Origin of the sequence: Luteimicrobium sp. DT211 (assembly GCF_049844995.1) — a bacterium.
Taxonomy (GTDB): domain Bacteria; phylum Actinomycetota; class Actinomycetes; order Actinomycetales; family Cellulomonadaceae; genus Luteimicrobium.
Genome location: NZ_JBNCMC010000003.1, coordinates 425877 through 437800, shown reverse-complemented (window position 1 = coordinate 437800; position 11924 = coordinate 425877). Strand labels below are relative to the sequence as shown.

The 11924-nt window shown below is 72.4% G+C and carries 8 protein-coding genes; 5 read left to right on the top strand and 3 right to left on the bottom strand.

The features are described 5' to 3' along the window. Window positions 1-98: 98 nt before the first annotated feature. From ACLQ14_RS09700 to ACLQ14_RS09690, 3 genes are all read right to left on the bottom strand, one after another. Window positions 99-3128, bottom strand: a complete 3030-nt coding sequence (locus tag ACLQ14_RS09700) for a LamG-like jellyroll fold domain-containing protein (RefSeq protein ID WP_425812357.1) — start codon at window positions 3126-3128, stop codon at window positions 99-101. A gap of 347 nt (window positions 3129-3475) precedes the next feature. Next, window positions 3476-3829 (bottom strand): hypothetical protein, encoded by a 354-nt coding sequence (locus ACLQ14_RS09695; RefSeq protein WP_425812355.1) that lies wholly within the window; start codon window positions 3827-3829, stop codon window positions 3476-3478. A 63-nt stretch (window positions 3830-3892) separates the two neighbouring features. Further along, a complete protein-coding gene (locus ACLQ14_RS09690; protein WP_425812353.1) occupies window positions 3893-5182 on the bottom strand; it encodes an NAD-dependent epimerase/dehydratase family protein in 1290 nt (429 codons plus the stop codon). A gap of 534 nt (window positions 5183-5716) precedes the next feature. Between ACLQ14_RS09690 and ACLQ14_RS09685 the strand changes: the two genes are divergently transcribed. From ACLQ14_RS09685 to cobA, 5 genes are read left to right on the top strand one after another with little or no spacing between them, the layout of a single operon-like run. Then, window positions 5717-7426, top strand: coding sequence for a nitrite/sulfite reductase (locus ACLQ14_RS09685; RefSeq protein WP_425812351.1), 1710 nt, complete (start codon window positions 5717-5719; stop codon window positions 7424-7426). Then, window positions 7423-8274, top strand: a complete 852-nt coding sequence (locus tag ACLQ14_RS09680; protein ID WP_425812349.1) for a phosphoadenylyl-sulfate reductase — start codon at window positions 7423-7425, stop codon at window positions 8272-8274. The genes ACLQ14_RS09685 and ACLQ14_RS09680 overlap by 4 nt, the downstream gene beginning before the upstream one ends. Then, the gene (gene cysD, locus ACLQ14_RS09675) at window positions 8271-9257 is read left to right on the top strand and encodes a sulfate adenylyltransferase subunit CysD (RefSeq protein ID WP_425812347.1); all 987 of its coding nucleotides are present in this window, start codon (window positions 8271-8273) and stop codon (window positions 9255-9257) included. The genes ACLQ14_RS09680 and cysD overlap by 4 nt, the downstream gene beginning before the upstream one ends. Next, the gene (locus tag ACLQ14_RS09670; protein ID WP_425812345.1) at window positions 9257-10654 is read left to right on the top strand and encodes a sulfate adenylyltransferase subunit 1; all 1398 of its coding nucleotides are present in this window, start codon (window positions 9257-9259) and stop codon (window positions 10652-10654) included. The genes cysD and ACLQ14_RS09670 overlap by 1 nt, the downstream gene beginning before the upstream one ends. A gap of 18 nt (window positions 10655-10672) precedes the next feature. After that, window positions 10673-11920: a uroporphyrinogen-III C-methyltransferase gene (cobA, locus tag ACLQ14_RS09665; RefSeq protein WP_425812343.1), complete on the top strand. Its 1248-nt coding sequence runs from the start codon at window positions 10673-10675 to the stop codon at window positions 11918-11920. The last annotated feature ends 4 nt before the right edge of the window (window positions 11921-11924 follow it).

Genomic DNA, 11924 nt, shown 5'->3' with positions numbered 1-11924 from the left:
GAGCGTCAGCACCACCAGGCCAGCCACTAGGGCCAGGCCTGCGGGACGCCGCACGAACCTTCTCCGCATGGAGACCACCTTCACGTTCGCGCGCCGCATCACAGGCCACCCATGGTCGTCGGGTCGAGCGCGGTGTCACCCGTGCTGAAGTCGTTGGCCTCCGCGCCCTGGCACATGCGCCGGATCTTGGCGGGTGCGACGACCTCGTTCTTGAAGATCCGGACGTTGTCGATCTGGCCGTCCCACCAGTTCTCCTTGGCGCCGTCAATCTGCCCGCGACCCAGGACGACGGGACCGGCTGCGCGCCACATCGGGTCCGGTGACGGCGCCTCGGCAACGACGGGTTCACCGGGCGCGGGGTCGTCGGGGGTCCCGATGTCGCAGGTCCACAGGCGGACCTTCTTCTCCGTCTTGTCGAACTCGGCCGTCAGGTGCGTCCACTGCCCGACCTTCGGCGGGACCGGGGAGTACACGGCCTTCCACGCTCCGCCCTCGGTCGCGTACATCACGAAGAGCCAGCACCCACCCGTCCAGCCCGCGGGCTCGTACGCCTCGCAGCCGTTTGGTCGGTACCCGAGGCGCCAAGCGTTCTTCCAGGCGCCCTCCTGGATGATCGCGGTGTGCCACTTCGTCGCCTCGTCGAGACGAAGGTGCGCGCTGACCACGAAGCTCTGCGTGGTATCGAAGACCGGGGACTCGGTGAACGCCTCATCGTTTACGCCGTCAAAGTTCAAAGCCCAGTCCCCATCACGCGAGTCGAACAACGTGTGCGGGCCCGTCACCCATGTAGCCCCCGAGACCGTCAGATCCCCAGCAGGGTTCGCCTCTCCGGTGTCCTTGCGCGACGTGTCCGGGACGGGGTTCGCCTTCGTGTCGAAGTTCCAGATCCCGTCCTCGCGCGCGGTCGCTACCTCGTAGGTGTAGGTGCGCGAGGCCGACACGTTCCCCGCCTTGTCCTCCGACCGGGCGTACAGCCGGTTCGTTCCGGCGGCTGTCGGCGCCCCGGCCGGTGTGCACACTTGCGCCGTCCCGTCGGAAGCCGGCGTCACCGAGGTGCCGTAGGTCGTGGTGTTGAACGAGTACTCGAAGTGGTCCACGTCAGTCGAAGAGCCGCGACTGATCTTGAAGCAGCCCTTCTGTCCCACGCCACCACGTTCGACGTCAGGAACGTAGACGGCCCGGATGCTCGAGTTCGCGCCCGTCGGCTCGACTGGGGTGATCGTCGGGGCCGCCGGCTTGGTCGTGTCGACGGTGAACTCGCACCAGCCAGCCCAGGACGAGTACCTCGCCGCACCCGATTCGTTGTCTTTGCCCCGCGCCCGCCACTTGTACGTCGAACTGGAGGCGAGCTCCCCGGACGGAACGGCCTTGGTGTGCGTCGCTCCCGAAGCCTGCGCGGACGTCGTGGCGGACCAGGCAAGTGTGTCGCCCTTGTACACCTCGAACGTCACCGCGACGTTCTGCCCATCGGGATCCTTCGCCACTACCGACAGGCTCGGCGTCGTGCTCGTGATGAGCGGTCGGCCGGTGCCCGTTTCGCAGCCCTCGTTCGTGGCACCGACCAGCGTCTTCATGCTCGACGGCGCCGTCGGCGCCCGGTTGTACTCGATCGCCAGGGTCGCGTTGTAGAGCTTGTAACGGCGCCACGACGACATCGAACTCTCGCTCGGTGACCTCAGCTCGAGGATCATGTTGTTCGAGCTTCCCGCGATCGCCTTTGCGCCGGCCGTCGCATCCCACGAGACCCACGACGGGGCCCCACACTGCCCGTCCCGATGCACCGGGTTCTGGGTGTCGAGGTTGAGCTTCGCCGACGGCCCGTTGCTCCACGTCGTGCCAGAACTGATCCCGGCAGCCATCATCACGAGGTCGAGCTCGTAGCCCTTGCAGTCGTAGGAATGGGTGCCGTACGCCTTGAAGGTTGCGGACACGATGTCAGCAGCATCGAACGACGCGGTGCTCAGTCCCGTGAACTCCCAGAGCAGGCGCTGCTTGTTATCCAGGTTGCACGCCGCATCCGCCTGCACGTCGCACAGGCCCACACCCTCAGACGCCGTCGTCTTGTACTTCGTGTAGGTGGGGAACCCGGACCGGATGACGGTCCACTCGTGTCGCGTGATCCCCGACATCGGTGGATCGATCGCGACCGGCCAGGTTGTCGAGTCGTCCCCGATCATGGCCTCGTCAGGCGTCAACGTGACTTCCTGATCGCCCTGAGGTGAAACCACCAACGGCGCCTCGGTGTCACCCGCAGTGCGTTCGAGCCCCGCGGCAGGAGATTCCGCGGCCGTGGCCATCGGATTGCTTGGCGTTGGGCCAGACACTCCGGGGGTTGGCGCGATGGGTTCCGGCTCGGTCATCGCACCCGGCTCGGTTGCCCCTGAGCTATCCCACTGCAGCGCCTCGCCGCCCTCGAAGACGTGGACACCCGCACCGTCGACGACCTCGAAGCCGGCACTCGTGGACTCGGCGGGCGCGACGGTGAGTCCGTCGCTCGTCGTGACCGTGAAGGCCAGCCCGCCCGGCCCGGCCGCCTCGGAAACCTCGTCGTAGGCCCGCCGGTCGGCGACCTCGACCACCGGTGTGACACCCGTCGCATCCGGATGGACGTCGGCCCGCACCAGGGCGCCCTCGATCGCGCTTCCGGTGGCATCCATGACCGGCCACGACACGCTCGCTCCGTCGATCTCCGGCTCTCCCAGAGCCAGCGGGAGCCCCATCGAGACCGAACCTGCTTCGCTCGACATCGAGATCAGCTTGTCCGGGGAATCACCGTCAAGGCTCACGTCGTAGACCGGTGACGCGACGGTCAGCTCGCCCGTCGATGAATCCTTCACGATCGTCGGGTCCACCGGCTGCCATGCGCCCGACAGGTCGGTACGCACCGCTCCCGCGTGCACTTCCTCCCGAACCGTCCCGCGCGGTGTTGCGACCAGCGACGTCCACGGGTCGTAGCTGTCCACCGCAGCGACATCATGCCCGCACGCCACGGCGAGATCGGAAGCCTCGCCCATCGTCGGCGCCTCAACCGCGGCGCAATCAGGATCGGGCTGCTCCGATGACGAGTCGCCCCCGTCGGGCAGAGCGGCCCACGCCGCACCTGCCACGAGTGCTGCGATCGCTGTCATGCCCGCCGCACGCCTGACGCGGCGACTCGAAAGAGCCACTGTGCTCCACTCTCTGTTCTGCCCTGATGGCCGCATTGGTGCGGGCCTTCCCAGCACATAGCGATGCCTCGCACAGGCGCCACACACGGCATGGTGACCGGAGGTTAAGGTGGGTCAATTCGGGGAACCGACGTCATCTCAGCATTCGAGACGGATCGCAGATACCGGGGCATCGTCCTTGCGCATCAGCGGAGACGCGGAAGGGCCGACCTCCACGAGGAGGTCGGCCCTTCCGCGCTCGACTGTTACGGGAACCCGCGACTCACCCCGCCCGCCGGCAGCAGCGTCGTCGGGCGGGGGGAACGAGGTCAGAGCCAGAAGACCGCGATGACGATGTTGACGAGCACGAGGGCGCCGACGCCGTGCTTGACCCACATCGGCGTCTGCTCCTTCTTGCGCTGCGCGACGAACGCGAGCACGGCGACGATCAGCGCGAAGACGAGCTTCACACCGAGCGCGGCCTCGGACAGGTGGTAGCCGAGCAGGTCCTTGTTGGACTCGTAGATGCCCATCATGACGATGCCGGCGACGACGGCCGTCGCTGCCCCGTGGAAGACGCCCACGGGCAGGCCCGGCTTGCGCAGGCTCGTGAGGTACCCGCCGAGGACGATCGCCCAGCCGACGAAGTGGAGGATCAGGAAGATGTCGAAGAGGACCTTCATGGGCGCGATCGTATCTTTCTGACACGGGTGTCGTGAAACGGGCGCACCGTGGGATCCGACACGTCAGTTGAGCGCCGCCACCGTGCGCGTCAGTCCCTCGACCCAGGGCGTGGTCACGGCGGGCGCGACGAGCCGGCCGACGGCGAGCCCCGGGACCAGCGCGTCGACGTCGTCGGGCGAGGGCGCGACGTGCTCGATGCGGGCGTCGAGCCCGAGCACGGACCCCACGTCCTCCGCGACGCGCTGCACGGTCAGTCGTGGGCCGCCGCCGACCGTGACGGACTCCCGCCGCTCGCTCGCGGCGTAGTCGAGCAGGCCCGTGACGACGTCGTCGACGAAGCACACCTGGCGCGACCGCGCGCCGTCGCCCGGCACGGTCAGGTGCTCGCCACGCCGCGCCTGGCCGACGAACGTCGGGATCATCCGGCCGTCGTCGGTGCGCATGCGCGGCCCGTACACGTTGTGCATCCGCACGACGCCGCCGTCGAGCCCGCGCGACGCCAGCCAGGTGCTGGTCTGCGCCTCGGCGAAGCGCTTGGCCTCCACGTAGACCGAGAGCGGCGGCGCGCCGTCGGGGGTGGCCCAGCGCGAGCGGACCAGGTACGCGAACTCGGGGTCGGTGTCGAGCGCCGACGACGAGCCGAGGACGAACCGTGCACCCACCGCCCGCGACGCGGCGAGCACGTTGCGGGTGCCGACGGCGCCGGCCTCGAGCGTCTCGACCGGCCGGCGCGCCGAGTCCACGGTCGACGCCGCCGACGCGAGGTGGACGACCAGGTCGGCCCCGGCGAACAGCCGCTCGGCGTGCTCGGTGGTCAGGGTGCGGACGTCGAGCTGCTCGCAGTCGAACGCCCGCTCGGGGCCCAGGTCGGCGAGGTTGTGCTCGACCCCGGTGGAGAAGTCGTCGAGGCAGAGCACCTCGACGTCGTGCGCGACGAGCGCCTCGCAGACGTGACTCCCGACGAACCCCGCGCCGCCCGTGACGACCGCGCGCCGGAACCGCCGGGAAGGCCCGACCGCGGGCCGCAGCTCCTCGGCCGGCGCCTCCGCGCCGTCCGGGACGGCCGCCGTCTCCTCCGCGGCGTCGCCGCCCGGGACGACCAGCTCGCCGGCCTCGAGCCGGTAGCTGAACACCTGCGACGACCGGTCGAAGAGCCGGAACCAGTCGGCCCAGTCGACCAGGGTGAGCCCGGCGTCGTCCCCGGGGAGCGCGAACGTCGGCTCGGCCCGCCGACCGCGCCAGCCCGTGCGCGCCACCGCCGGTAGCGCGCCGTGGACCGCGGCCCAGGCCCGGATCTCCTCGTGGTCCGTCGTGTGTCGTGTCCCCCGCGAGCGCGGCGGAAAGTCCGTCATGAAGTGCCCCTCTTCCTGCCGCCGTCCTCGGCGGGCCGTGCTGCACGACTCGTGCGGGGCCGCCTCGTGTTTCGTCCCCGCGTCGCTTCTCGACGTGCCCCCCTACGGTGACATCGTTGGCATCGATTGCGCCAGGAGACACTCCAATCGATTCGACCGCGGACGGGCGTTCTCGCGCACTTTCACCCGCGAGCCGATCCTCGGTCGACCAGAGCCCGGCCCGGATCCCGAGATTGCGGTCCACCATCCGGACAGCCGCTAGGCACCCGACCTGCGGGCGACTAGCGTCTAGCCCCATGACCGCATCCGCACGTCCCCTCGCGCCGGCAACCCCGGCCGCCGCGGCGTGCGCGGGCACGTGTCTGGGCATGCGCCCGGTCGCAACGTGTTGTTGTTGACCCGCCCGACCTCGGAACCGCCGCCCACGCGGCACCATCCCCCGAGCGAGGGCGCGCGACAGCGGTCCTCGGCTCCCCCCGGTCCTGCCGGCTGAGGCTCCCCGCTCCGCGCGTGCTCGCGGCCCCAAGGAGCCCGATGACCACGCCCGCCCCCGCGTCGACATCACCCGTCCGCCCCTCCCGCAACGCCCGGCCGAACGGCCAGTGGAAGGTCGACGGCACCGAGCCGCTCAACGCCAACGAGAAGTGGAAGCAGGAGGACGGCGGCCTGGCCGTCCGCGAGCGCATCGAGCAGGTCTACGCGCTCGAGGGCTTCGACTCCATCCCCGGCGACGACCTCCACGGCCGCTTCCGCTGGTGGGGCCTGTACACGCAGCGCAAGCCCGGGATCGACGGCGGCAAGACGGCCACGCTCGAGCCCGAGGAGCTCGAGGACCGCTACTTCATGCTGCGGGTCCGCTCCGACGGGCAGCTCCTCGACGCCGACGCGCTGCGCGTCCTCGGCGGCATCTCCGAAGACTTCGCGCGGGGCACGGCCGACATCACCGACCGCCAGAACGTCCAGTACCACTGGGTCGCGGTCGAGGACGTCCCCGAGATCTGGCGGCGCCTGGAGACCGTCGGGCTCGAGACGACGACGGCGTGCGGCGACACGCCCCGCGGCTTCCTCGGGAGCCCGGTGGCCGGGATCGCCGCGGACGAGATCATCGACCCGACGCCCGTGATCCTCGAGATCAAGCGCCGGTACATCGGCGACCCCGAGCTCGCGAACCTCCCCCGCAAGTTCAAGACCGCGATCACCGGGCACCCGAGCCTCGACGTCGTGCACGAGATCAACGACATCTCCCTCGTGGGCGTCGTGCACCCCGAGCTCGGCCCGGGCTACGACCTGTGGGTCGGCGGCGCGCTGTCCACCACCCCGCGCCTGGGCGAGCGGCTCGGCGTCTTCGTCACCGAGGACCAGGCGGCCGACGTCTGGCACGGCGTGATCCGGATCTTCCGCGACTACGGCTACCGGCGGCTGCGCACCAAGGCCCGCCTGAAGTTCCTGCTCGCCGAGTGGGGCACGGAGAAGTTCCGCGACGTCCTCGAGACGGAGTACCTCGGCTACCGCCTGCCCGACGGCCCGCCCCCGGCGCCCGCGAGCGGCCGGGGCGACCACGTGGGCGTGCACCTCCAGAAGGACGGCAGCTACTACGTCGGCGCGGCCCCCACGGTCGGGCGGATCGGCGGCGGCACGCTCACCGGTCTCGCGGAGCTCGTCGAGCGCACCGGGTCCGCCGGCGTCCGGCTGACGGCCCACCAGAAGCTGGTCGTCCTCGGGGTCCCGCCGGACGCCGTCGACGCCCTGGTCCGCGGCCTCGAGCCGCTCGGCCTCACCGCGACCCCGAGCCCGTTCCGGCGCTCGACCATCGCGTGCACCGGCCTGGAGTTCTGCAAGCTGGCGATCGTCGACACCAAGGACACCGCGACCGCGGTGATCGCCGACCTCGAGCGGCGCCTCGCGGACGTGCCGTCGCTGGCCGAGCACCCGATCGACCTCAACGTCAACGGCTGCCCCAACTCCTGCGCCCGCATCCAGACCGCGGACATCGGCCTCAAGGGCCAGATCATCACCGTCGACGGCGAGCAGGTCCCGGGCTTCCAGGTCCACCTGGGAGGCGGCCTCGTGGGCACGGGGCGCGACGCCGGGGGCCTCGGGCGCACGGTCCGCGGGCTCAAGGTGCCGGCGAGCGAGGTCGCGGACTACGTCGAGCGCCTCGTCCGGCGCTACGAGGCCGACAAGCTCGACGGCGAGACCTTCGCCGAGTGGGCCCACCGCGCCGACGAGGAGGCACTCCAGTGACCACCGCAGCACAGGACCCGCTGGCCGCCCTGCGCGCGGCCGCCCAGGAGCGCACCCGCACGCGCGACGCCGCCAAGGCGGCCGACGCGGCCCGGCGCGCCGTCGAGGCCCGCCCGAAGCGCTCGGCCGCCGAGCTCCAGGAGATCGTGCAGCGCGGGCAGGCCGAGCTGCACGGGCCCGGCTGGCCGGGCGCCTCGCCCGACGCCACGCGCGAGGCCACCGCCGAGGAGGTCGTGGCCTGGGCTGCGCGCGAGTTCGGCGACTCGGTCGCCGTCGCGTGCTCCATGGCCGACGCCGTCCTGCCGCACGTCGTCGCCGCGATCAAGCCGTGGGTCGACGTGCTGTTCCTCGACACCGGCTACCACTTCGCCGAGACGTACGGCACGCGCGACGCCGTCGAGACCGGCATGGAGGTCACGGTCGTCGACGTCACGCCCGAGCAGACCGTCGCCGAGCAGGACGCCGCGCACGGCAAGGACCTGTGGTCGCGCGACCCCGGGCTCTGCTGCCAGCTCCGCAAGGTCGCGCCCCTGCACGACCGGCTCGCCGGCTACGAGGTCTGGGTCACCGGGGTACGCCGGGAGGAAGCGCCCACCCGCAGCGCCACCCCGCTCGTCACCTGGGACGCGAAGAACGGCCTCGTCAAGATCAACCCGCTCGCGGCGTGGACCTTCGACGAGCTGCTCGCGTACGCGACCAAGCACCAGGTCGTCCTGAACCCCCTCCTCAACGACGGCTACCCGTCCATCGGCTGCGCGCCGTGCACGCGTCGCGTCGCCCCCGGAGAAGACCCCCGCTCGGGCCGCTGGGCCGGCCTCGACAAGACGGAATGCGGACTGCACGTATGACACTCACCGACACGATCGACGCCCCCGGCACCCCCGTGCCCGACGACGCCGTGCCGAGCGCTGCGCTCGTCGCCGGCGAGCGCCGGCTCACCCAGCTCGAGGCGCTCGAGTCCGAGGCGATCCACATCATCCGCGAGGTCGTCGCGGAGTTCGAGCGGCCCGTGATGCTCTTCTCGGGCGGCAAGGACTCCGTCGTCATGCTGCACCTGGCGGCCAAGGCGTTCTTCCCCGCGCCCGTGCCGTTCCCCGTGCTGCACGTCGACACCGGCCACAACTTCCCGGAGGTCCTCGCGTTCCGGGACGCGACCGTCGATCGGCTGCGCCTGCGGCTCGAGGTCGCGAGCGTCCAGGACTACCTCGACGACGGCCGCCTGCGCGAGCGCGCCGACGGCACCCGCAACCCGCTGCAGACCCAGCCCCTGCTCGACGCGATCACGGGGCACCGGTTCGACGCGGTCTTCGGCGGCGGCCGGCGCGACGAGGAGAAGGCGCGCGCCAAGGAGCGCGTGTTCTCGCTCCGCGACGAGTTCGGCCAGTGGGACCCGCGCAACCAGCGCCCGGAGCTGTGGAACCTGTACAACGGGCGGCACCGGCCGGGCGAGCACGTGCGCGTGTTCCCGCTGTCGAACTGGACCGAGCTCGACGTCTGGCGCTACATCGCGACGGAGGACATCGCGCTGCCGGAGCTGTACTACGCGCACGAGCGCGACGTGTTCGACCGGGACGGCATGCTCCTCGCCGTCGGGCCGTACTCGCAGCCCCGGAACGATGCCGAGGCCGCGGCCGTCCGCACCGAGACGGTCCGGTACCGGACCGTCGGCGACATGTCCTGCACGGGCGCCGTCGAGTCCGACGCGCGCGACGTCGAGGCCGTGATCGCCGAGGTGGCCGCGACCCGCATCACCGAGCGTGGCGCGACCCGCGCGGACGACCGGATCTCCGAAGCCGCCATGGAAGACCGCAAGAAGGAGGGCTACTTCTGATGAGCACGCCCACGCTCTCCCCCACCACCGCTGCGGCACCGGCGCTCCCCACGGGCACGCTGCTGCGCCTCGCGACCGCGGGCTCCGTCGACGACGGCAAGTCCACGCTCGTCGGGCGGCTCCTGTTCGACTCGAAGTCGGTCCTCGCCGACCAGCTCGACGCCGTCGAGCGCGTCTCGCGCGACCGCGGCCTCGAGACGGCGGACCTCGCGCTGCTCACCGACGGCCTCCGCGCCGAGCGCGAGCAGGGCATCACGATCGACGTCGCGTACCGGTACTTCGCGACCGCGCGCCGCTCGTTCGTGCTCGCCGACTGCCCGGGGCACGTCCAGTACACGCGCAACACCGTGACCGGCGCGTCCACGGCCGACGCGGTCGTGCTGCTGATCGACGCGCGCAAGGGCCTGCTCGAGCAGACGCGGCGCCACCTGGCCGTCGCGAGCCTGCTGCGCGTGCCGCACGTCGTCGTCGCGGTGAACAAGATCGACCTGGTCGACTACTCGCGCGAGCGCTACCTGGAACTGGAGCGCGAGGTCGCGGCCGCCGCGCGCTCGCTCGGCGTCGCCGACGTGCACACGATCCCCGTGTCCGCGCTGGTCGGGGACAACGTCGTCGAGCGCGGCGCCGGCACGCCCTGGTACGACGGCCCGACCCTGCTCGAGCTGCTCGAGGAGCTGCCCACGGGCGACGACCCCGACACCGAGGCCTTCCGTCTGCCGGTCCAGGTCGTGATCCGGCCGCAGGGTGCCGCGGCGGACGACGCCGCGGCCGACGTCTTCCGCGACTACCGCGGGTACGCCGGCCAGATCGCGTCGGGCGTCGTGCGCGTAGGCGACGAGGTCGTGGTGCTGCCGTCCGGGCGCCGCACGCGGGTCGCGGGCATCGACACGGCCGACACCCTCCGGGACCCGGCCGACCCGCTCGCCGGGCTGCCCGAGGCGTTCGCGCCCCAGTCGGTCACGCTGCGGCTCGCGGACGAGATCGACGTGACCCGCGGCGATCTCGTGGCGGCCGTCGGCGACGCGCCCGAGCTCACCCAGGACGTCGAGGGCACCGTGGCGTGGCTGTCCGACCGGCCGTTGCTCCCCGGCGCCCGCGTGCTGCTCAAGCACACGACGCGCACGGTCCAGGCCGTGGTGCGGGACGTCGTCGGGCGGCTCGACCTCGACGCCGCAGAGCTCGTCCCGGCCGAGCGGCTCGACCTCAACGACATCGGCCGCGTGACCCTGCGCCTCGCCTCGCCCGTCGCCGCCGAGGAGTACGTGACGTCCCGCCGGACGGGCGCGTTCCTGCTCGTCGACGGCCAGGACGGCGGCACCCTGGCGGCCGGCATGGTGGGCGACGCGCTCGCCGCCACGCGCCACCCGGAACAGCGCCCCGCCCAGTACGCCATCTGACGTCGTAGGTTGAGCGCCATGACCGATGCCCTGTACCCGCTGGCTCTGCGGGTTGCGGGCCGGCGGGTCGTCGTCGTCGGCGCGGGGCCCGTGGCCGCGCGCCGGGTGCGCGCCCTGCTCGACGCCGGCGCCGACGTGCTCGTCGTCGCGCCCGACGCCGTCGACGAGGTCGCCGCGCACGCCGGCGCCGGCCGCCTCAGGTGGGAGCGGCGGGCGTACCGCCCGGGCGACCTGGACGGGGCGTGGCTGGTGCACGTCGCCACCGGGGACCCGGCGGTCGACGCCGCCGTCGCCGGGGACGCCGAGGCGCAGCGCACCTGGTGCGTCACCGCCGCCGACGCCGGGCTCGCGACCGCCTGGACCCCGGCGGTCGCCCGCACGACGCTCGACGGCGGCGCCGAGGTCACGATCGCCGTGAACGCGGGCGGCGACCCGGGCCGGGCGCGCGCCGTGCGCGACGCCGTGTCCGCCGCCCTCGAGTCCGGCGAGCTGCCCGTGCGCGCGGTCCGACGCCGCGACGACGACGCCGTCGGCAGCGTCGCCCTCGTCGGCGGGGGCCCCGGCGCTGACGGTCTGCTCACCGTGCGGGCCCGGCGCCTGCTCGCCGAGGCGGACGTCGTCGTCGTCGACCGGCTGGCGCCCCGCGGCGTGCTCGCCGAGCTCGCGGCCGACGTCGAGGTCGTCGACGTCGGCAAGACGAGCGGCCACCACCCGGTCCCGCAGGACGAGATCAACCGCGTGCTCGTCGAGCGGGCGCTCGCGGGGCACCGGGTGGTGCGGCTCAAGGGCGGCGACCCGTACGTGTTCGGGCGCGGCGGCGAGGAGGCCGAGGCGTGCCGGGCCGCGGGCGTGCCCGTCGAGGTCGTGCCGGGCGTGACGAGCGCGATCGCCGTCCCCGCCGCGGCCGGAATCCCGGTGACGCACCGCGGCCTCGCGCGCGGGTTCACCGTGCTGACCGGCCACGAGTCCGTCGGCGCCGTCCCGGCGGCGCCCGACCACACGCTGGTCCTGCTCATGGGCGTCTCGCACCTCGCCGCCACCGCCGACGCGCTCGTCGCGCACGGGCGCTCCGCCGACACGCCCGCCGCAGTCGTCGAGGACGGCTACGGGCCGCGCTTCCGCACGACCGTCGCGACGCTCGGCACCCTCGCCCGGGTGGTCGAGGAGGCCGGTGTGCGGGCGCCGGCCGTCGTCGTGGTCGGCGACGTCGTGACGCTCAGCCCGGCGTGGCGGGAAGCGCACGACGGCGCCGAGCCGACGCGCTGACGGA